At 56.8% G+C, this 21,999-nt stretch carries 14 protein-coding genes; 2 read left to right on the top strand and 12 right to left on the bottom strand.

From position 1 onward, the window contains the following. Nucleotides 1-112: 112 nt before the first annotated feature. Together NQ495_RS10975 and NQ495_RS10970 are read left to right on the top strand one after the other, a co-directional pair. Nucleotides 113-2,287, top strand: coding sequence for an alpha-L-rhamnosidase-related protein (locus tag NQ495_RS10975; protein WP_009133309.1), 2,175 nt, complete (start codon nt 113-115; stop codon nt 2,285-2,287). A gap of 211 nt (nt 2,288-2,498) precedes the next feature. Next, on the top strand, nt 2,499-3,707 hold the full coding sequence (locus tag NQ495_RS10970; RefSeq protein ID WP_009133308.1) for a hypothetical protein: 1,209 nt from the start codon (nt 2,499-2,501) through the stop codon (nt 3,705-3,707). 99 nt (nt 3,708-3,806) lie between these two features. Here NQ495_RS10970 and NQ495_RS10965 read toward each other — a convergent pair whose 3' ends face one another. From NQ495_RS10965 to gyrA, 12 genes are all read right to left on the bottom strand, one after another. Beyond that, a complete protein-coding gene (locus NQ495_RS10965; protein ID WP_009133307.1) occupies nt 3,807-5,132 on the bottom strand; it encodes a TolC family protein in 1,326 nt (441 codons plus the stop codon). Beyond that, nucleotides 5,129-8,182, bottom strand: coding sequence for an efflux RND transporter permease subunit (locus NQ495_RS10960; protein WP_009133306.1), 3,054 nt, complete (start codon nt 8,180-8,182; stop codon nt 5,129-5,131). Before NQ495_RS10960 ends, NQ495_RS10965 begins: the two co-directional genes overlap by 4 nt. A 196-nt stretch (nt 8,183-8,378) precedes the next feature. Continuing rightward, nucleotides 8,379-9,419, bottom strand: a complete 1,041-nt coding sequence (locus NQ495_RS10955; protein ID WP_232208881.1) for an efflux RND transporter periplasmic adaptor subunit — start codon at nt 9,417-9,419, stop codon at nt 8,379-8,381. Nucleotides 9,420-9,612: 193 nt separating this feature from the next. Then, a complete protein-coding gene (locus NQ495_RS10950) occupies nt 9,613-9,894 on the bottom strand; it encodes a hypothetical protein (RefSeq protein WP_009133304.1) in 282 nt (93 codons plus the stop codon). A gap of 296 nt (nt 9,895-10,190) precedes the next feature. Further along, complete coding sequence (locus NQ495_RS10945; protein WP_009133303.1) at nt 10,191-11,471, bottom strand: BT_3928 family protein; 1,281 nt, start codon at nt 11,469-11,471, stop codon at nt 10,191-10,193. Between the two features lie 338 nt (nt 11,472-11,809). Beyond that, nucleotides 11,810-12,490, bottom strand: coding sequence for a dTMP kinase (locus tag NQ495_RS10940; protein WP_009133302.1), 681 nt, complete (start codon nt 12,488-12,490; stop codon nt 11,810-11,812). Between the two features lie 187 nt (nt 12,491-12,677). Beyond that, the gene (locus NQ495_RS10935; protein ID WP_009133301.1) at nt 12,678-13,901 is read right to left on the bottom strand and encodes a cysteine desulfurase; all 1,224 of its coding nucleotides are present in this window, start codon (nt 13,899-13,901) and stop codon (nt 12,678-12,680) included. A gap of 94 nt (nt 13,902-13,995) precedes the next feature. Beyond that, nucleotides 13,996-15,303, bottom strand: coding sequence for a Fe-S cluster assembly protein SufD (gene sufD, locus NQ495_RS10930; RefSeq protein WP_009133300.1), 1,308 nt, complete (start codon nt 15,301-15,303; stop codon nt 13,996-13,998). Nucleotides 15,304-15,307: 4 nt separating this feature from the next. Then, nucleotides 15,308-16,057, bottom strand: a complete 750-nt coding sequence (gene sufC / locus NQ495_RS10925; RefSeq protein ID WP_009133299.1) for a Fe-S cluster assembly ATPase SufC — start codon at nt 16,055-16,057, stop codon at nt 15,308-15,310. 18 nt (nt 16,058-16,075) lie between these two features. Beyond that, entirely contained in the window at nt 16,076-17,521 is a 1,446-nt protein-coding gene (sufB, locus tag NQ495_RS10920; protein WP_009133298.1) for a Fe-S cluster assembly protein SufB, read from the bottom strand. Between the two features lie 189 nt (nt 17,522-17,710). Continuing rightward, on the bottom strand, nt 17,711-19,021 hold the full coding sequence (locus tag NQ495_RS10915; RefSeq protein ID WP_009133297.1) for a tetratricopeptide repeat protein: 1,311 nt from the start codon (nt 19,019-19,021) through the stop codon (nt 17,711-17,713). A 46-nt stretch (nt 19,022-19,067) separates the two neighbouring features. Further along, nucleotides 19,068-21,632 (bottom strand): DNA gyrase subunit A, encoded by a 2,565-nt coding sequence (gyrA, locus tag NQ495_RS10910; RefSeq protein ID WP_009133296.1) that lies wholly within the window; start codon nt 21,630-21,632, stop codon nt 19,068-19,070. Nucleotides 21,633-21,999: the final 367 nt, after the last annotated feature.

The following is a 21,999-nucleotide window of genomic DNA, read 5'->3' as shown; positions in this document are numbered from 1 at the left end:
TGTTTTTCCGATGCAAAAAGTTTATCTTTGCTAGTATCCCTACAGATGGTTCCGGCAAGGCTCCCGGTTCCTTCGTGCGGATAATCAGCCATGTACTAATACAAAATTTTGCATGATAAACCGATCCAGACTTGCCGCGCTCACAGCCGTACTGCTGTTGGGTGCCTCAGCCTCTTCCCCCGTTTCAGCAACCGGTACCCGAACTACAGACCTGCCCGGCACAGCGGGATCCGCCGATGTCGGCAACAGCCGCCGCCCGGAAAACCGTCCTGCCGCTGGGGTCGATCCGCTCTATTCACGTACTGCACCGGCCCCCGCCCCGGACACCCTGCCGGGTTCACCGTGGTTGTATGCCGATACGGAACTGGAAGCGTGGCGGCTGCACCTGATGCGCCAGCGGGTCAAGGAGGCCCGGCTGCGGGTCAGGTATCCCGGCAACTACTACGAGCCCAGTAACCGGGCCTATTTCCGCATCCCGGCATCGGTCGACGCACACTACCCGAGGTGGGTATCGCTCAACGCATACGGCAACGTACGCGTCATGATGGACGGACAGACGATTTATACCGGTGCAGCCAGCACCTCCCCGCACAAATTCAAGCTCTCCGCACCGGGAACCTTGATGGTCGCACTCACGACCGAACAGGAACCGCCCGCACTATGGGTCGAAAAAGGTGAGTTCGCCACCGGCAACCCGCTCTGGCAGGCTTCTGCGGACAGCCTCTCCTGGAGTTATCCGTGCGCTTATCCCCGCCATAAAGACGGGACGCTGCCGCACAGGTTCGAAACCCCTACCGTCCGGTTGCAACCGGCGTTCCAAAACGACACCCTCTACGATTTCGGCCGGGAGCTGTTCGGTTTTATCGTACTGAAAGCCGACAGCAAGCCGCAATTCTTTGCCGGCGAATCGATACTCGAAGCAGTCGATACCGCAGCGCGCCCGCGTGAACAGAGCTTCGATCTGGAAGCGGCCGGCAAAGGCCTTTGGCGTTCGGTGACGCCGGTGGCGTTCCGCTACGCTTACCTGCCGGACGGAGCCTCGGTACAAACGGTCGCATGCGATGCCTACGCCCACCCGGCCCGCTACCGGGGCGATTTCCACTCCGCAGACACACTGCTCAACGACATTTGGTTCAAAAGCGCCTACACGCTGCGCCTCTGCATGCACGAATTCCTGATGGACGGCATCAAGCGCGACCGCCTGCCTTGGGCGGGCGACCTGGCGATGAGCATGATGGTAAACGCCTACACGTTTGCCGACCGGGAGATCGTACGGCGCACGATCGCAATGCTCGGCCGCGAAGGAATCGCACAGACCGACATCAACGACATCGCCGACTACTCGCTCTGGTGGCTGATCGCACAGGATCGCTACCAACTGTTCTTCAGCGACCGGCTCCACCTGCAACGCGAATGGCCGCGCATCAAAAAAGCCCTCAATGTACTCGAAAGCCGCTGCGATCAAAACGGCATTCTGACCGACAGCATCCGCTGGCTCTTCATCGACTGGGTCGATGTCGAGAAGGAAAACGCCTTGCAGGTGCTTTGGTGGTGGGCGCAGCAAAGCGCCGTATCGCTCGCGGAACGGATGGGCGACAAACCGTTGGCGGCCTATTGGCAGAAGAAATCCGACGCGCTCAAAAGCGTACTGCTCGCACGCGGTTACGATCCCGTGCGGCAGGCATGGCGCGGCAAACCCGACGGGGAGAGCAAGCCGAACCGCCACGCGAACTTCCTCGCGGTAATATCGGGTCTCGCCACCCCGTCGCAATACCCGGGCATCCTCAACATTTTGGGGGATACGACCGTGACAGCGGTCGGAACCCCCTACATGGCCGGATTCGAATACATGGCCCTCTCCCGGATGCGTGCTCCCGAACGGATGCTGAAGCAGATGAAAGAGTATTGGGGCGGTATGATCGCCCAGGGAGCGACAAGTTTCTGGGAAGGCTACGATGCGAATGAAGACGAAGTGAAACAGTACGGTTTTTACGGGCGTCCGTTCGGCAAGAGCCTCTGCCATGCCTGGAGCAGCGGCCCGGCAGCGCTGATCCCGTCCGAACTGCTGGGCATCCGCCCGTTGAGCGACGGTTGGGCGACCTTCGAGATCGACCCGCAGGTTCCCGCTTCGATGCAGCCGCTCGAAGCGACTATCCCCACCCCGTACGGCGATATCCGGGTTTGGCTGCGGGATAACCAGCTGAAAGTCGAAGTGCCGCAAGGAAGCACCGCAAAATTCCGCGGCAAAAGCTACACCTCGGCAGTGCCACTGGAGGTCCGGCTGTAACCGGAAAACGAATTCCACACAACAAGGAAACATCCGTAACCGGACATTTCCGGCGGGTCTTTGCCGCCAAACCGACACAATCGGGATGGCCGCGGAACCGTCCGTGAGGAATCGTCCCGCCAACGAAACAACTTTACGAAAGGTGCAAAAGCGGCAAATTATTGCTATTTTTGCCATGGTTTCCAACCTACAACTACCCAACGGATAAAAGATGGAGAAATACAGCCTCAAAGAAGTAACCACCCGGAACGATGCCCGCGAATTCCTCGACTTCGCCAAACGGCTTTACCGCGACGAACCGAATTGGATCTGTCCGCTGGACCAGGACATCGAACGCCGCTTCGACCCCAAATACAACGAACTGTTGCGGAACGGAGAGGCGATCCGCTGGCTCGCCCTCGACACGCAGGGCCGCACCGTCGGACGCATCGCGGCGTTCTATAACCCGGAACTGGCTGCCGCTGCAGATGGACAGCCGACGGGTGGCTGCGGTTTCTTCGAATCGATCGACGACCAGCAGGTAGCCGACCTGATGTTCGACGCAGCCAAAGAATGGCTCGCCAAGAAAGGGATGGAGGCGATGGACGGCCCCGTCAATTTCGGGGACCGCGACCAGTGGTGGGGCCTGCTTACGAAAGGCTTCGAATTCACGCCGCTGTATACCAATCCCTATAATTTCGAATACTACATCCGCCTGTTCGAAAACTACGGGTTCCAGAACTACTTCAACCAGCACACCTACCTGCGTGAACTGGCCGAAGGACTCTTCCCGGACAACGTCTACGAACGTGTCAAGCGCCTGCAGGAGGAGCCACGTTACAGCTTCGAGCACATGGACAAGCGTAAACGGAGCCTGCAGCAGTATGCCGAAGATTTCCGTACCGTATACAACAAAGCCTGGGCGAAATTCACCGGCGTCAAGCCGATCGAGAGGGCACATGCGCTCGCGCTGATGAATTCGCTGCGCCCGATCATCGACCAACGGCTCATGTATTTCGCGTACTACGATGGAAAACCGATCGGTTTCTACCTGATGATTCCCGACCTGAACGGCGTGATCGCACCGCTGAAAGGGCATTTCGGAGCCTGGGACAAGCTGCGGTTCCTGTGGCGGCTGAAGGTAAGCCGCAAAGCGACGCGCATTTTTGCACTGATCTTCGGGGTCATTCCCGAGTTCCAGGGAAAAGGGATCGAATCGGGCATGATTTATAACTTCGAACAGCAGGTGAACACTCCTCACCTGAAACGGTACAAGAGCCTCGAACTGGCTTGGATCGGCGATTTCAACCCGCTGATGATGCGCATGGTAGAGACGCTCGTCTGCGCGAAAAAGCACAAGATGCACACGACCTACCGCTACCTGTTCGACCGCGAAAAACCGTTCACCCGCGCGCCGAAAATGACCGTCAAGAAGGACTAAGTCAGAATAAAGCGAAAAAGGCGGTTGGGTTGCCGTTACGCTTGCGACGCCGCGCTGCCATCAGGCGTTACAGCGCCAGGAGAATTTTACCACCGGCTCTTAGGGAACAGCCGAAGTCGTACCATACTCCTGCTGAATGCCGGTATCGGCAATGGCCTTGTGGTAAGCAGCAATAGCCACTTTCTGATTAAAGTTGGCGGTAATCGTATTCGTGTAAGCCTGCAACCACGAGAGTTGGGCCGAAATCACATCCAGAATGGTCAACAAGCCTTCGTTATAACTGAACGTATTGAGGCTGAGATTTTCCCGGGCCACTTCGAGGTTCGCCCGAGCGATGTCGATCTGCGAGGCCGATTCCACGATATTCGTCCAGGCGGTCATAATCTCCTGGGTGATGTTGTCGATCAGCTGCAATTTTTCGTACTCCGAAGACCGCACCGCCGCCTGCGAAGCCGTCACGGCATGCCGCCGTTCGCCCCAGTGGAAGATGGGCACGCTCAACCGCAGGAAAGCCAGTCCGTCGAGATCGGTTCCGCCGAGGTTGGGAGTGTTGTTGCGCCAAAGCCCCTGCACACCCGCCGAGAGCTGCGGGTTGAACTTCGCTGAGGCGAGTTTGACGCCGTACCGGTTGTATTCGACCCGGCGGTCGGCCGACAGGTAGTCGGGACGGCGGCTCAGCGCCTCCTGAACGCCCGCATACATCGGCAATTGGACCGGCATCGTCACCGAATCGGCAACGGTGTGCTGCGTCAGCGGCACGGCGCCCATCAGGATATTGAAATTCTGCAGCGACACACGGTACAGGTTATCGGCATTGACCCGGCTGTATTCGGCCTCCCTGAGCCGCGTTTCGATCATCAGCAGGTCGTTTTTGGCCACATACCCGTCGTCGAAGCGGGTACGTACCACGTTGTACATGTTGCGCACGATCCCCTCGTACCGCGTCGCGATGGCGAGCAGTGCCTCGTTCGAAGCGAGGTTCCAATAGTTGTACTCGGCCAGGTAAGCCACGCTGAGTTGCGACTGTTCCTCGCCGTAACGCGCGATCTCAGAGCTGATCTTCGCCTGTTCGTAACTGTTCCGCACCGCACCTCCCGTGTAGATGTTCTGCACGAGGGCCGGTTGCAACGAAAACGCATAAGGATGCAACAGTTGGCTTGCGCCGTTCGATACCGCATAACGATCCTTGAAATTGACCGAGAAATCCCCCGCCGCACTCAGCGCGGGAAGGAATCCCGTATAGCTTTGCCGGACGCCCGCTTCTGCGGCAGCACGGTTTTCACGCGCCATTTTCAACGTATAACTGTAATCGAGCACCCGTTCCCGGTACTCGTCCAGCGAAATCGGCCCTTGCGCCGGAGCGCTCCACGCACCGCCGAGCAACAACGCCAGCGCAATCAAAGAAATATATGTCGGTCTGTTCATGAGTTTGTCTCTTTAGTGGGATAAATCCGGAAAAAGATACAGTACGTAACGGGCAGTACGAGCAAAGTCAGCAGCGATGCGACCAGAAGCCCTCCCATGATCGTCGCGGCCATACCGCCGAACATCGAGTCGAAGAGCAGCGGCAGCATCCCGAGGATCGTCGTCCCGGAGGCCATCATCACCGGTACGATGCGCGAACGCGTCGCGATCGTTACCGCCTCGTAGGGCGATTTGCCGGAAGAGGTCTCCACGCCGATCTGGTCGACCAGAACGATGGCATTCTTGATGTTCATCCCCACGAGACCCAACAGGCCCAGCATCGCGAAAAAATCGAACTGCTTGCCCGTCACGACGAGTCCCGCCACCACGCCGATAAAGATCATCGGCACCATCAGCAGGATCACGATCGGCTTCTTATACGCCCGGAACAGCAGCAGCAGCGTAATGAAGATCAGGATGAACGTAAGCGGCATATTGGCCGCGAGCGCCGCATTCGATTCCTCCTGCGACTGCTCCTCGCCGAAGACCTGCATACGGTACCCCTCCGGCAGGCTGATCTTTTCCCGAACCTGTTTCAATACCTCCGTGAAAGCCGCTTTGGTATTGGCCCCACGCACCGGATCGCACTGGGCCATCATCACCCGCTCGCGGTTGTAGCGCTTGATCACGTTGTAGTGGTAACTCAGGTAAACGCTGTCCACGACCGATTCGAGCGGATAGACATTCCCGGAAGCGGAATAGATCGGCAGCGAACGCAGGTTATTCAGGTTGAAGCCTTCCTGGTTCTCGTCGGCCAGCACGATCGGCAGGAACTGATCCTCGTGACGGTACTCGCCCAACGGGAACCCGGAAGTGGCGAAATTCATCTCGCGGGCCATTGCCGAGCGCGAAATACCCATACGCGGGCCCTTTTCCTGCGAATAAACCGGAGTCCAGACCGGAACCGGGTTGCCCCAACTGTTACGAATGTCACCCACGGCAGGAATGCCCCGCATAATCTCCTGCGCCTGTGTCGTCAATTTTACCAGCGTATCGATGTTGCTGCCGATAAACCCGATCTCGATCGCCGCCTCGACGGCCGGAGAAAGCTTGAACAGCGACGAACGGGCCAGTACATCGGGATAATTCTCCCGCACATAACGGTTGAAGCGCTCTTCGACGGCCGCCGTGGAATCCTTCGTCGTCAGTTCGACCAGGATATTGGCAAAATTGGGCTTGGGCCCGAACGACGTACTCGCCAGATAGTAGCGGGGCGGCGAAGCGCCCATCGTCACCGACACGTTCCTGACCGAAGGCTGCTGGCGCAACCAGGTCTCGATACCCGCCATATTACGTTCCGTATCACGAATATTGTAACCGTCGGGCAGGAAACAGTCGGCCTTGAAGTAAGGTTTATCGAGGTTCGGAAAGAAGTTCTGCGGGAGAGCCCCCATCACCAACAACGATACGGCGAAGAGGCCCGCCACAATTCCGACCGTTAGATAACGGCGGGCGATCAGCCGTTCCAACAGTCGGTCGAACCGGCGGTAAAACTTGCCGGCATACGGATCGCGCGGTTCGGCCGCCGTGTCCTGTTTGAGGATAAATTCGCCGAACAGCGGCGTCTGTGTCAGCGCCAATACCCAGCTCAACGTCAGCGAAATGGCCAGCACGACGAACAACGGTTTGACGATCTCGGCCACCGCCGACGGCGCCAGGTAGAGCGGCAGGAACGAGCAGACGGCGATGAAGGTAGCCCCGAGCAGGCCCCATTGGGGGCCCGTCGCGCCGTCGATCAGCGCCTTGCGCCGGGCTACGCCGCGCAGCATGCCGTTACGCGCATTGTCAGTCACCACGATCGCATTGTCGACCAGCATCCCCATCGCAATGATGAATCCGGCCAGCGAAGTACGGTTCAGGCCCACGCCGAGGAACTGCATAATAAGCAACGTACCGCCGATCGAGAAGATCAGCGAACTGCCGATCAGCATTCCCGAACGGAGACCCATAATCAGCATAATCAGGGCGATAACGATCGCCACCGACTCCAGCAGGTTGATCACAAACGCATTGTTGGCCTCCTGCGCGATACGGTTCTCCGGATAGAGCGTCACCAGGTCGATCCCGATCGGGATCAGCGGCATCAACGTACCGAGGCGCTCTTCGATCAGTTTACCGGTTTTGACCACGTCTTTCGACGCATCGGTCGAAATGCCGATCCCGATGGCGGGCCGGCCGTTGAGCAGCATCAGCGTCGACGGGGGTTCGGCATATCCCTGTTCGACACGGGCAATATCCCCCAGGCGGATCTGCCTTCCCTGCGACGAGGTGAGAATCTGGTCGCGGATGTCGTCGAGGTTCTTGTAAGTTCCCGTCTCGATCAGTTTGATCTGCATTTCGCCCGCGAGTTTTTCGCCGCTCGAAACAAGCGTGTTCTGCGCCTGAAGCGTCTGAATCACTTCCGACGGAGTTATAAAAAGATTGTTTAGCGTCGAAAGGCTCACATAAACGTTCACCACCCCGCTCTGCTCGCCGAAAAGGGTCACTTTCTGCACGCCCTTGACGGTCACGAGCGCCGTTTTGATCCGCTGCGCCCAGCCGCGCATCTCCTCATAGGTAAACCCTTCTCCCGCCGAAAGGCCGTAATAAATCCCGAACACATCGCCGAAATCGTCGCTCACGGAGATAGGCGACGCATCCTGGGGCATCTGGGGCTGTATATTGAGCACCTTGCGGCGCAGCTCGTCCCACATCTGCGGCATCTCGTCGGCCGGCGTGGCCGGATCCAGCTCGATCATGATCTTCGAAAGCCCGTAATACGATTCGGAGGTGATCTTATAGACGCGACGCATCGACTGAATTTCACGCCCGATCGGTTCGGTCACCAGCTTTTCGACCTCCTCGGGCGTCGCTCCCGGGTAACGGGTAACGATCGAAGCGCTTTTGATGACGAACGGCGAATCCTCTTTCTTGCCGAGCCGGCCGAACGAAATCAGGCCGCCGACGAGCAACAGCGCCAGGAAAAAGTAAATCACCTTAGCGTTATCGAGGGAATATCTGGGAAGATTCATAGTATTACGGACTCTATTCGGTTAGTATTTCTTTACCATTCAGGCATTTCCAAACATTCGAGCACTGCAGAGAATTCAAAATCGACCGGTGATTTCCCGGATTTCACGACATGCCGGGGGAGGTCAGTAATTTCTGGGGGTCTCCGGGTTTCCGAATCTTTGCCGTCTCCGGAGCACAAAAAGATCGACTGCTCAATTACGGAAGAAGTTTGACCTCCTCACCTTCGACAATCTGGTACACCCCGGCCGTCACCACTTCGTCCCCGGCCTTGAGGCCATCGTCGATCATCACCATATCGCTGCCGAAAAGCTGGCCGAGCTTGACCGGTTGCGCCTTTACCCGGCGGCCGGTTCCCACGATCCATACCCACTCGCGGTTATCCCGGCTGAACACGGCGGTCAGCGGCACGGCAGTCACCGTATCGTGCTGCGGCGATTCGACCTTCATGTTGATCGTGCAGGACATTCCCGGCGCGATATCGTACCTCTTTTCATCGAACGGTTCGAGCGTCAGCGCCACCGAGATTCCGGTCGCTTGTGTCGAACTCTTCATATACTCCTTGAGCCGGGCCGGAAACGGGGTATTTTGGTAAGCGTCGAACCAGACCGTAAAGGAAAGCCCCGGCATCTTGAGCATCTGCAAAGCCGTTTCAGGCATCGTGTATTTGACGGTGCGGGTCAGCGGATCGACCAACCGGGCCACCGGTTCCCCGACCTGCACGCGCTGGAAATTGTCGACGAACATCTTTTCAATCGCTCCGGAGAAGGGAGCGCGCAGTTTGGTATCCGCAAGAATGCTCTGCGAATTATTGTAGGCCGAGCGGGCACGCACATAAGCGGCGTCGGCGATCTCGTAATCCTGCCTCGATATGGCCTGTCGGTCGAGCAACCGCTTGTTGCGGTCCATCTGCGACCGGGCGGTGAGGAAAGTAGCCTTGTCGGCCTCCATCTGCAGGCGGTACTCGCGCGGATCGATCTCGGCGATAATCGCCCCCTGCCGCACCGTCTGGCCGTCCTGTACATAAACCTTGATAATCTGTCCCGACACGCGGAATGCGAGGTTCGACACGCTATCCGCAGTGGACATCCCGGCAAAATCCTTATCCACGGCGCCGAGCGGCTCGACACGATACACCTTGACCGGACGGACGACCGGAGCGGAAGCCTTTCCGCCCGAGCCGCAACCTGCGAGCAGCACGGCTGCCAGTGCACCGGTCATGATAGCTTTCAGTTTCATACATTCATTCGGATTAAAGTCCCCCACGACGGGTTTATCGTGTTGAAGCTAAGCCAACAATCATGCCACATCCTGGTGAAAATCATCGTTCAATCCCAAGATCATGTATCCGGACGGCATTCCTGTACCATTCGAAAACAACGTGCCGGGGAACGGTTGTTCCCCGGCACGTAAAACAGGCACAAAAAGAGGCTCAGGAACGCTCCAGGGCCCGCAGCGACGGCATAAAAAACGAGACCAATGCAACCAGCGAGGCAGCCACTCCGCCCAGCAGGAACATGGCCGGAATCCCGATACTATCGGCCACCAGTCCCGTAGCCGTCAACCCGATCACGGCAGGCAGCGAAAGCACCTCGGCAGGCCCGGCTTCGACACTGACCCACAGAATGATAGCGAATTGCGCGACGGTACTCGTAAGAATCGAGAAGAGCTGTCCCATCCATATAATGATGAACTTCCTTTTCCAGTCGTTCATAATAACTGAATTAAATTAAAAACCGTAGAAAATATTAAAGAAATAACCAAAGGCCGACCGCATACGCGGGGCACGTCCGGTACCGGGAGGAATCCGGCAGCGGAACCGATATACCTGCATCCTGCAAGGCAGCTAAGCCATCAGGATATAAGCAGCAGGTATGTCGGAGGGTGAGAGGTGCATAAAATGGTATTGTAAGGGACCGCTCGTGCGCTCCGGGAGGCAAAGATAACGGTTTTCCCCGGATTCCAGCTTCCGGCAGGGAGACTTCCAACTGCTGCGGCAAAAATCCGCACTTATACGTGCCGGCGGTGGATGAAATAGACCGCGTAGAGCAGCACCAACACCACACCGCATACGCCCAGCAACCAGGAGATATTCACCTGCACGGCATGTGCGGCCACGAGCGAAAGGATGCTCTGTTCCGCATTTTCCCCGTTCAGATCGGGGATGTCCCGGCAGTTCCATTTGGCAAGGATCGTTCCCTCCTTGATCACGACGAGCCCCTGGTGCGCGCGGATCAGCGACTTGAGCGTCGTACCGTCGATATTGTACAGCGGAATATGCCGGACACCGAGCGACAATACCGAATCGGCAAGTGCAATCGGCGTAACGCCGATCATCAGCACTCCCCGGGCCAGGGCGTAATCGGCCGCGTCCGCGAGCTTGTCGCGGCATGACCCGGACAGTTCCGCCGGATCGGTCAGCGTCACGAGCAGCCACTCCTGCGGCCGGGCAAGCAGTTCGGCCGTACGGTCTCCCTGCGCATTGAAAATCGAGAATTCGGCCAGCGCAGGATCGGTTTCCCCGCCGGAAGGTTCGGCACGTTCGACAAAGCGCGTATCGACGAACTCCCAGCGCGTCGAATCGTACCAGGTCGTATCGCTCAGCGAAAACTCGTGATTTTGTCCCGTCGTTTTATCCTTGTAGATCAACGTCGTGACCAAATCGGTTCCGGATTTATTCCCCTGTACGGCCAGGTTTACCCCGGCTTTGAACGGCAGGAAGTCGATCAACGGCAGGTGACGCAAACTATACAGCCCCACTCCGAGCGAAAAGAGCAGGAACAACAATCCGAGGCTCCATTCGATCAGGTGACCGCTATCGTGTTCCGGAACGTCGGGATTCCAATCCCAGCACTCTTTCTTGCGGTAGCTGCCGAACCAAACCACAACAGCCAGCAACAACAGAATCAGGTTTTTATAGAAGGTCTGCCAATTCGTGAGTTTCACGGCATCGCCGAAACAGCCGCAGTCCGAAACCGGGTTCCAAAGGGCCAGCACGAGGGTCAGCAGCGTGAAGAAACCCACCACGATCAGCATCAGCCCCGGCAATCTCCGGCGGACGAAACCGAACCGGAAAAGCAGGCAGAAACCCAACAGCATTTCAGCAGATGAGAGCAGGATCGAAAAGGCATAGCGGCCCCCGGAAAGCGCATCCATCCCGAAAGCATGGAAATACTCGCCCAACTTGATGGCCGTACCCCACGGATCGACCGCCTTGACGAAGCCGGAAAAGATAAACACCAGCGCCAAAGCTATCCTGCACAAAGCCACCAATCCGTTCCTGATTCGCATACCGGTTCGTTGTCAAACAGTTGTACTGAGACAAATATAACCAATTTTTAGCTTATCCGCCATTTTACGGTACAAAACGGTCGAAAAAGCGTTCGAAAACGGAAAGAATCTTCACCCATCCCGTCCGGTAGAACCATCCGGACACGATGCACAGGAGGTGCGTTACGGCAAATTCACACTACGGGGAGGAGAAACAGCAAGGGGCAAAACAGCACCGCCCCAGAACTACCGCAACAGAAAAGACAGTAACGTAATTCGGGCTATCGGGATCAACGCCGCCGCATGGGAACCGCACGGAAATCCCGGTTGAGAAAAGAGCCGGACGACCTGTCTGGGAATTAGAACAAAGGAGACAACCGGGCCGAAATTCGTTCGAAGATCGCTTCAGGGGCACGCATCTCCCCATCCGGATCGGTGCATTCGATCACGCAGAAACAGGGATCGAGCGCCGCCTGTTCCAGATAGACGCGGCGCACGCGCTCCTGCAACGACAGCGAAGCCTCGTGAATGTCCGCCTTGCCCTTCAGGTAGTCGCGGTCATCGCCCTCGCGCTGCTCGGTCAGTTTGCGCTGCGTAAACGAAAACGGCACATCGAGGAAAAGCGACAGGTCCGGCTGCGGGATACCGTTATGCCCATACTCGAGATCGATAATCCACTCCCTCAACCGCTCGCGGTCGGCCGGATCGTCAATCTTCGCACACTGGTAACCCACATTGGAATAGACATAGCGGTCGACGATCACGAATTTACCCGCTTCGAGCCAACGGCGGATCATCGGGGCGGCTTCGGCACGGTCGCCCGCATAAATCAGCGCCACAAGGTAAGGGTTGACCTGATCGAGCGCCCCCAGTTCGCCGCGCAGGAAACGTGCGACCAATTCACCGTAAACCGGTGCGTCGAAACGCGGGAAATGAAGGTATTCATATGCGAACCCCTGGGCGGAAAGCCGCTCCTGCAACATTCTGACCTGGGTGGATTTGCCGGCCCCGTCGAGGCCTTCGAGAACAATAAAGGGCATAATATTATAACGGGTTTATGTAGTTCCTGAAACGGATGATCGGATGATCGGTCGTATACCCGGCCCTCCGATTTTGTTGAAGCATCAAATCGAATCCTTAAATTGCCGGGGCGTCGGTTTTTCAGATGACCGGATCCGAACTACCTGTCCACGGGATCGCTTGCATCGGGAGCTACCGGAAAAAGCGTCACGCCCGCAACATCCCGACCGCGCGTTGCAATCCGGCCTCGAGCCGGTCGATCTCCGAAAATTCATTGTACAGCGCAAACGAAGCACGCACCATCGACGTAATGCCGTAATGGGTCATCACGGGTTCGGCACAATGCGTCCCGGTACGCACCGCAACACCCGTTTTGTCGAGAATCATCCCGATATCGTAAGGATGCGTCCCCTCGACCGTAAACGAAACGATACTGCACTTATCGGGCTGGGTGCCGTAAATGCGCAACCCGTCGATCCGTTGCAGCCGCTCGGTCGCATAAACCAGCAATTCGTGTTCGCGGCGCGCCACTTCCCCGGCATCCAGCGTACCGAGGTAACGGATCGCTTCGCCGAGGCCGATCGCACCGATGTAGTTAGAAGTCCCCGCCTCGAACTTGAGCGGCAGTTCGGCGTATGTAGTACCCGAAAAACGGACCGTACCGACCATGTCTCCCCCGCCCATGAACGGCGGCATCTGTTCCAGCCATTTCTCCTTGCCGTACAACACGCCGATTCCGGTAGGTCCGTAAAGTTTGTGTCCCGAAAAGGCATAGAAATCGCAATCGAGCGCCTGCACATCGACCCCGCCGTGCACAATACCCTGACAACCGTCCACCAGCACCGGCACCCCGGCCCGGTGCGACAGGTCGATCACCGGCGACAGGTCGGGCCGCGTCCCCAGCACGTTCGACGCCTGCGTGATGCAGACGATCCGCGTCCGTTCGTCGAGCAGTTCCGGCAGTTTTTCGGTCATCAGGCGCCCCGCATCGTCGAACGGTACGACTCGCAGTTCAGCCCCTTTACGCTCGCAGATCAACTGCCACGGAACGATGTTCGCGTGATGTTCCATTTCGGTGGTAATCACGTTGTCGCCCGCATGGATATACTTCTCGCCGAAACTGTACGCCACGGTATTGATCGCGGCGGTCGCCCCGGCCGTAAAAACGATCTCGCGCACGGATGCCGCACCGATCAGCGCGCGCACCTGTTCCCGTGCCGCCTCGTACTCCGAAGTGCACTCCTCGCTCAGGTAGTGCAGCCCGCGGTGGACATTGGCATTCAACTCACGGTGCAGGTAGTCGATCTTTTCGATCACCTGCAGCGGTTTCTGCGCCGTCGCACCGTTATCCAGATAAGCCAGCTCCCTGCCGTATACCTTGCGGCCCAGCAGCGGAAAATCGGCCCTTATTTTTGCAATATCGTATGCCATCTATTTTACCTGCTTGCGGGAATCACTCCAATCCCCATCCGTACGCGATGAAACCGGCATCCGGATACATACGCCTACAACGAATTCTATGCGCCTACAATCCTTCGATCTTCGAAGCGATTTCGCGGTCGAACAACTCGTTCATCTCCTGTACGCGGCTCTCGCCGAGCACGTCGAGCACGAAACCGTACATCTGCAACCGTCGCGCATCTTCGAGTCCGATACCACGCTGGCGCATGTAATAGATCGCTTCGGGGTCCAACTGTCCCACCGTCGCGCCGTGGCTGCACTTCACGTTGTCCGCATAGATCTCGAGCTGGGGTTTCGCATATACGTGCGCATCGTCGCTCAACAGCAGGTTGTTGTTCTGCTGGAACGCCTGCGTGCGCTGCGCATCCTGCGCCACATAGATTCGCCCGCTGAAAACACTCGTCCCGCCGTCGGCGGCCAGTCCTTTGAAAAGCTGGTAGCTGGTACAATCCGATGCGATGTGTTCGATATCCGTAGCAAAATCCAGATGCTCCTGCTCTCCGGCAATCGTAAGCCCGTTGGTGTGGTTTTCGGCACCGCGCCCTTCCAGCAGGACGGTCTGCTCGTTGCGCATCAGGCCGGCACTCAGTCCCACCGATACGCCGTGCAGCACGGAATCGCCCTGTTGGCGCGCATAGCTTGCCGAAATCAGCGACGAACGTTCGTTGAGCCGGCAACTTTCGACCATCTCGACCCGCGCACCGCTCCCTACGAAGATTTCACGCGTGCGGCAGGCCAGGTTCCGCTCGCCGGAGAGCGTACGGTAATCGATTACGAGCCGCGCCTGGCTTCCCTCTTCGAAAATAAAGAGGTTCCGCCCGAACGATGCGACCGCTTCACCGTCACCGTAGAGGCCGCACTCGACCGCAAACGGCAGCTCGACACGAATCCCCCTGGGGACATAGACGAACGCTCCGTCCTGCACGAAAGCCGCCGTCAGTTCGGCCACCGCACTGCCATGGCCGTGCGGGAGGGTATTGTAATATTTTCCGACCAATCCGGGATATTCGCGCGCAGCGGCGGCCAGCGACCCGAACACCACACCGTCCGCCAGTCGCGTCAAATGCCGCGCATCGCAGCAGAAACCGTTGAGAAATTTCATGCGGTGCATCTGCCCCGGCAAGTCATCGGGCGCGACGCCGGGATGCGACGGGGTGAAATAGTGCTCCCATTCTTCGCCGAACACCCCGCGCAAATCGGTATAGTGATACCGGTCGCCGTTCCCCGGCCCTTTCGGCGGAATCCCCAATAGGTTCAGCGCCTCGAGTGCCGCCCGGCGCGGGCGCGTGAGCAACGGCGACTGCCCCTCGTCGAGCAGTTCGGCGTTGGAGAGGAAGAGCTCCGTCAATTTTTTTTCGATCGAAGGTTCCATGCCGTTACTCGTATTGGTTGATCAGCCAGTCGTAACCCTGCTCCTCGAGTTTGAGGGCAAGCTCCTTGCCTGCCGAATGAATGATGCGGCCGTTATAAAGCACATGCACCACATCGGGCACGATGTAGTCCAGCAGGCGCTGGTAGTGCGTGATGACGATCGTCGCGTTGTCGGGCCGCTTGAGTTTCGTCACGCCGGTGGCGACGATCCTGAGCGCATCGATGTCCAGTCCGCTGTCCGTCTCGTCGAGAATCGCCAGCTTCGGCTCAAGCATCGCCATCTGGAAGATTTCGTTCTTCTTCTTCTCGCCGCCCGAGAACCCCTCGTTGACGGCCCGTCCCGTGAGCTTGCTGTCGATTTCGACCAACGCGCTCTTTTCACGCATCATGCGCAGGAATTCAGCGGCCGAAAGGGGCTCCTCTCCGCGGTACTTGCGTTTTTCGTTCACCGCATAGCGCAAGAAGTTGGCCATGCTCACGCCTGGAATTTCGACAGGATACTGGAAGCCGAGGAAAAGGCCCATGCGGGCACGCTCTTCGATACTTTTGTCGAAAAGGTTTTCACCCTCGAACCACGCCTCGCCCCCGGTCACCTCGAAACGCTCGTTGCCCGCCAGCACCGACGCGAGCGTACTCTTGCCGGAACCGTTCGGCCCCATGATCGCATGTACCTCGCCGGCCTTGACGCTCAGGTCGATCCCTTTCAATATCTCTTTGCCGTCTACGCTGGCATGTAAATTCTTAACCTCTAACATATCTCGTCCGTTTTATTTTTATCCCACGCTGCCTTCCAGCGAGATCGACAGCAATTTCTGCGCCTCGACCGCGAACTCCATCGGCAGTTTATTGAGCACCTCTTTAGCGTATCCGTTCACAATCAGCCCGACGGCATCCTCGGTCGAAATACCGCGCTGGTTGCAGTAAAAGAGTTGGTCCTCGCCGATTTTCGAGGTGGTCGCTTCGTGTTCGACGACAGCCGAACGGTTGTTCGCCTCGATATAAGGGAACGTGTGCGCACCGCATCGGTCGCCGATCAGCAGCGAGTCGCACTGCGAATAATTGCGTGCATTTTCAGCCTTTTGCGCCACTTTGACCAAACCCCGGTAGCTGTTCTGGCTCACGCCCGCCGAGATCCCTTTGCTGACGATCCGGCTGCGCGTATTGCGTCCCAAGTGGATCATCTTCGTACCGGTGTCGGCCTGCTGGCGGTTATTCGTCACAGCCACCGAATAGAACTCGCCGACCGAATTGTCGCCGGCCAGGATGCAGCTCGGATATTTCCACGTCAACGCCGAACCGGTCTCGATCTGCGTCCACGACAGCCGCGCATTCTCACCCTTGCAGATGCCGCGCTTCGTCACGAAGTTATAGATACCGCCGCGCCCCTCCTTATCGCCGGGATACCAGTTCTGCACGGTCGAATATTTCACTTCGGCATCTTTCATCACGACGATCTCCACCACGGCCGCATGCAGCTGGTTTTCATCCCGCTGGGGCGCAGTGCAGCCCTCCATGTAACTCACGTAGGCCCCTTCGTCGGCCACGATCAGCGTCCGCTCGAACTGCCCCGTCCCGGCCGCATTGATCCGGAAATAGGTCGAAAGCTCCATCGGGCAGTGAACCCCCTGAGGCACATAACAGAACGAACCGTCAGAAAAGACCGCCGCATTGAGCGACGCGAAAAAGTTATCGGTACTCGACACGACGCTGCCCAGATACTTGCGGACCAACTCCGGGTAATCGCGGATCGCCTCGGACATCGAACAAAAGATAATTCCCTTTTCCGAAAGGGTCTCCCGGAAAGTAGTCTTCACCGATACGGAATCCATCACCGCATCGACCGCCACGCCGGACATGATCATCTGCTCCTCGAGCGGTACCCCCAGCTTATCGAAAGTAGCCTTCAACTCCGGATCGATCTCGTCCAGACTGTTCAGTTTCGGTTTGGGTTTCGGAGCCGCGTAGTAGATAATATCCTCGAAATCAATCTCCGGCAGGTCGAGGTGCGGCCAACGCGGCATCGTCATCGTCTTCCAATGCCTGAAAGCTTTCAAACGGTATTCGAGCATCCACTCCGGTTCTCCCTTTTTGGCCGAGATCAGCCGCACCACCTCCTCGTCCAAACCTTTCGGGATCATTTCGGTCTCGATGTCGGTCGTGAAGCCGTATTTGTATTCGGAACCGGTCAGTTCCGACAATATCTTATCCTGTTCTTCCATGTGACTTTCCCAGCTTAGCTTTTCGTAACGGTACTCCGGTGCGGACCTCAGCCCCACCGCAACTACCCGCTTTCCATCCAAAGTTATGGTTTACAAAAGTAATCTTTCAGCCGCTTTCCTGCAAAATTTTGTCCAAAATAAAAAAGAGCGCCCCGAAGAGCGCCCTTTTTGAAAAAATATCCCGTCCGGTTACTGCATCGACTGCAGCAATTCGTTGTATTTCTTGTAATTGTCCATATTTGCGGGGCTTTCGTCGCGCAGGCGGAAATAGAGGTTCTTCAGCAATTCGACCGTGCTGACATCCTTCGGATTCAGCGAATGTGCCTTTTCGAGCGGAGCCAAAGCCTTGGAGTACATGTTGTTCACCTTGGCCAAGTCTTCGTCGAAAGCCTTCTTGCTCGTGAACGGTTTGTCCTTGAGGATGTTGTTCGCGGCATCGCCCTGCTTGATCAGCATCAGGCCGATGTTGAAGTTGGTACCGAAATCTTCCGGGGCAAGGCTCAGTGCATGGTTGAACGCCTCGATCGATTTGTCGGCCTGTCCCAGCTTGTCGTACACACGGCCCAGGCCGGCATAGAGTTCAGGATTTTTCGGGTCTTTTTGGATAGCCTCTTCCACGATCGGGATGATCGTGTTGGGATCTTCGCCCGTCGCAGCATAAACCGACAGCAGGCCTTCGACCAGTTTCGTATTCATCGGGAAAGCCTTGATACCTTCCATCAGTGTCTCCTTGGCCTCGGCATTCTTACCCTCGCCGGTCTGACAAATATTCAGGTAATAGTAAGTATCGCCACCCTTGTACAATCCGTCGTCCAGCGCTGCGGACAGATACTTTTCGCCGTCTGCGTAATCGCCAATGATCGCATAGATCAGACCGGCATTGAAACCGCTGGTGGTATCCTGTACATCGATGATACCGCCTTTGGTCAGATCGTAGGCTTTGCCGAAAGCTGCCGCTGCGGCAGGCATCGAGCGCTGCGTGTAGTTATTGTCGCCGACCTGTTTGTAAGCGTTATAGAGCGTCGTCACCCCTTCCTGCACTTTCTTCAGCGTCGAAGCATTGCCTTTGTCCAGGTCATAAGCCTTCAGGTAAGCGGCAAGGGATTTCTCCAATCCGCCGTCGTTGATGGTCTTCTTTTCTTTCCAAAATACCACGATACCGTCTTTCAGGTACACGTCGAGATAGTCGTAGGAAGCTTTACCCAATTCCATATCATTCACCGTTTCGGACGTCAGATCCCGACGTCCGAGCACCAGGTTCATCGTCGGTTCATCCATTCCTTTAAACAGTTTGGAAGTCGGTGCGGTAGTCGCTTCATAGTTGGCTTCACCCAATGCGATCCACGTCGCAGCCTTGCCACTCTTTTTCGGATCTTTGGTCGCAGCTTCGGCCTTGTCCACCTTCTGCAAAAGGCTCGACTCGTTCACTCCGGCCTGTCCGAAAGCCGTACCGGCAGCACCCAGCACAGCCACGGAAACCAATACCAATAATCGTTTCATAATTTTCAGATTTTTAATGTAACCTATTTTTCCTTGTTTGTGTTGCCTATGCATTATCCTGTGTGGAGACGCTTCCGTCCTGAGACGCGTTATCTACAGATACGCTTTCACCGGTACCGGCCTGCTCCTCGGTTGTGCCGGTTTCTCCGGCAGGCTCCTCTTCATCGCTCTTCGGCACCGGGATCACCGATGCGATCGAATCGCCGTCGCGCAGGTTGATCACCTTGACGCCCTGCGTCGCACGGCCCGAAAGGCGGATATCGCCTACCGGAATGCGGATCGTCAGGCCTGAACGGTTGATGATCATCAGGTCGTTGGCATCGGTCACCGACTTGATCGCGATCAGTTTACCCGTTTTTTCGGTGATCTGCAACGTTTTAACACCCTTACCGCCACGGTTCGTAATGCGGTAATCGTCCAGGTCGGTACGTTTGCCGTATCCGTTTTCGGAAACGACCAGTATATCCTCTTTGGTATCGGGTTCCACACAAACCATACCGATCACCTCGTCGCCGTCCTCGATGGTGATGCCCTTCACCCCGGCCCCGGTACGCCCGATCGGACGCACGGCCTGTTCATTGAAACGGATCGCCTTGCCATCCTTGGCTGCGATGAGCACTTCGCTGTTACCGGTAGTGAGCTTGGCTTCGATCAACTCGTCGCCGTCTTTGATCGTAATGGCGTTCACGCCGTTCTGGCGCGGACGGGAATATGCCTCCAGCCGGGTCTTTTTAACGATACCCGCCTTCGTACACATAATGATGTAGTTGTTGTCCACATACTCCTTGTCGTCGAGGCGGCGGACGTTGATGTAAGCGCGGATCTTATCATCGGGCTCGATCTGGATCACGTTCTGCAATGCACGCCCCTTCGAAGAACGCGAACCCTCGGGTATCGCGTAGACCTTGAGCCAGTAACAACGGCCCTTCTCGGTAAAGAAGAGCATCGTATTGTGCATCGTCGTGACATAAATATGCTCGATGAAATCCTCGTCGCGCGTCGCACTGCCCTTCATGCCGACCCCGCCGCGGTTCTGCGTACGGTACTCGGTCAGCGGAGTACGCTTGATATAACCCATATGCGAAATGGTGATCACCATCTCCTCATCGGCGTAGAAATCTTCCGGATTGAACTCCTCGGCGCTCATCACGAGCTCCGTGCGGCGTTCGTCGCCGTATTTCTCCCGCAACTCGATCATCTCGTCCTTGATGATCTTCATCTGCAGTTCGGTATTCACCAGCACCTCCTTGAGGTATTCGATCCACTTGCACAGTTCGTCGTATTCGGCTTTGAGCTTGTCGCGCTCGAGGCCGGTCAGCGCGCGGAGGCGCATGTCGATAATCGCAGCGGCCTGCACCTCGCTCAGCGAGAAACGCTCGATCAAACCGATTTTCGCCTCGTCCGGGGTTTTCGCCGCCCGGATGATGCGGATCACCTCGTCAATGTTGTCCACCGCGATGAGCAACCCTTCGAGGATGTGCGCCCGCTTCTCGGCCTGTTCCAAATCGTACTTCGCACGGCGCACCACCACGTCGTGGCGGTGACGGACGAAATATTTGATCATGTCGCGTAGCGTCAGCAGCATCGGACGCCCGTCCACCAGTGCGATATTGTTCACCGGGAACGAAGTCTGCAGCGGCGTATATTTGTAGAGGTTGTTCAGCACCACGCTGGCCACCGCATCGGTCTTGAGGATAATGACGATACGCATGCCGCTCCGGTCGCTCTCGTCGTTAATATAAGCGATACCCTCCAGCTTTTTCTCGTTGATCAGGTCGGCGATCTTCTTGATCATCTCGGCCTTGTTGACCATGTAAGGGATCTCGGTTACGATAATGCACTCGCGACCGGTCGAGGTATGCTCGATCTCGGTCTTCGAGCGCATGATCACGCGTCCGCGGCCGGTTTCGTACGCCTCGCGCACGCCCTCATAACCGTAGACAATACCGCCCGTAGGAAAATCCGGCGCCTTGACGTAACGCAACAATTCGGATGTCTCGATCTCGGGATTGTCGATATAAGCGCAGCAGGCGTCGACCACTTCCGAAAGGTTATGCGGCGGCATATTGGTCGCCATACCTACCGCGATACCCGACGTGCCGTTGACCAGCAGCAGCGGCACCTTGGTCGGCAATACCGTGGGCTCAAGGATCGTCTCGTCGAAGTTGGGACGGAAATCGACCGTATTCTTGTCGATATCGGCCATCACCTCGTCGGTGATCTTCATCATGCGGGCCTCGGTATAACGCATGGCCGCCGGGGAATCGCCGTCGACCGAACCAAAGTTACCTTGTCCGTCAACGAGCCGGTAGCGCAGGCTCCACTCCTGGGCCATACGCACCATCGCATCGTAAACCGACAAGTCGCCGTGCGGGTGGAACTTACCGAGCACGTCGCCGACGATACGGGCCGACTTACGGTAAGGCTTGTCCGAGTAGAGGTTCAGCTCGTTGCTCATGTCATAGAGAATCCTGCGGTGCACGGGTTTGAGTCCGTCCCTCACGTCAGGCAATGCACGGGCGACGATCACCGACATCGAATAGTCGATGTAGGCGGTTTTCATCTCCTCCTCTATATTGATTTTAATAATTTTTTCTCCGGTTTCTTCCATGGTTTCACATTCATATAACTGTGCTAAATTACGGCTTTTTTGGCGAACTACCAAAAAACGGCCTTTAAAATGCGATTCCGGGGCATCTTTTCGCCGAAGCGGTTTTCCACCTCAGGAAAGATTCGTTCCAAAGGCCTTAAAAACGCCTAAAAAGGGGCAAAAACCGACTTCGCTTCAGCACTCCGGATCATCCACAACCACACATAATCGCCCCCCGGTTGATACACCTATTTATTATAAGGTCGATTAAACGTATTTTTATATGATGCGACTTGTACAACTCACTGTTTTATACAACATACTGTGCAAGCCATGGCATTACTTTTTAAGTATTGCATATCACGCTCCCCCGTACCGGAAACACACG

The sequence above is a fragment of the Alistipes indistinctus YIT 12060 genome (assembly GCF_025144995.1).
Classification (GTDB): domain Bacteria; phylum Bacteroidota; class Bacteroidia; order Bacteroidales; family Rikenellaceae; genus Alistipes_A; species Alistipes_A indistinctus.
The sequence above is the reverse complement of the archived record's forward strand: the minus strand, read 5'-3'. Positions and strand labels throughout refer to the sequence as shown.

Coding starts and splice junctions, on each gene's coding strand:
- NQ495_RS10975 (WP_009133309.1), top strand. CDS start 113: ATGATAAACCGATCCAGACTTGCCGCGCTCACAGCCGTACTGCTGTTG.
- NQ495_RS10970 (WP_009133308.1), top strand. CDS start 2,499: ATGGAGAAATACAGCCTCAAAGAAGTAACCACCCGGAACGATGCCCGC.
- NQ495_RS10965 (WP_009133307.1), bottom strand. CDS start 5,132: ATGAACAGACCGACATATATTTCTTTGATTGCGCTGGCGTTGTTGCTC.
- NQ495_RS10960 (WP_009133306.1), bottom strand. CDS start 8,182: ATGAATCTTCCCAGATATTCCCTCGATAACGCTAAGGTGATTTACTTT.
- NQ495_RS10955 (WP_232208881.1), bottom strand. CDS start 9,419: ATGAAACTGAAAGCTATCATGACCGGTGCACTGGCAGCCGTGCTGCTC.
- NQ495_RS10950 (WP_009133304.1), bottom strand. CDS start 9,894: ATGAACGACTGGAAAAGGAAGTTCATCATTATATGGATGGGACAGCTC.
- NQ495_RS10945 (WP_009133303.1), bottom strand. CDS start 11,471: ATGCGAATCAGGAACGGATTGGTGGCTTTGTGCAGGATAGCTTTGGCG.
- NQ495_RS10940 (WP_009133302.1), bottom strand. CDS start 12,490: ATGCCCTTTATTGTTCTCGAAGGCCTCGACGGGGCCGGCAAATCCACC.
- NQ495_RS10935 (WP_009133301.1), bottom strand. CDS start 13,901: ATGGCATACGATATTGCAAAAATAAGGGCCGATTTTCCGCTGCTGGGC.
- sufD (WP_009133300.1), bottom strand. CDS start 15,303: ATGGAACCTTCGATCGAAAAAAAATTGACGGAGCTCTTCCTCTCCAAC.
- sufC (WP_009133299.1), bottom strand. CDS start 16,057: ATGTTAGAGGTTAAGAATTTACATGCCAGCGTAGACGGCAAAGAGATA.
- sufB (WP_009133298.1), bottom strand. CDS start 17,521: ATGGAAGAACAGGATAAGATATTGTCGGAACTGACCGGTTCCGAATAC.
- NQ495_RS10915 (WP_009133297.1), bottom strand. CDS start 19,021: ATGAAACGATTATTGGTATTGGTTTCCGTGGCTGTGCTGGGTGCTGCC.
- gyrA (WP_009133296.1), bottom strand. CDS start 21,632: ATGGAAGAAACCGGAGAAAAAATTATTAAAATCAATATAGAGGAGGAG.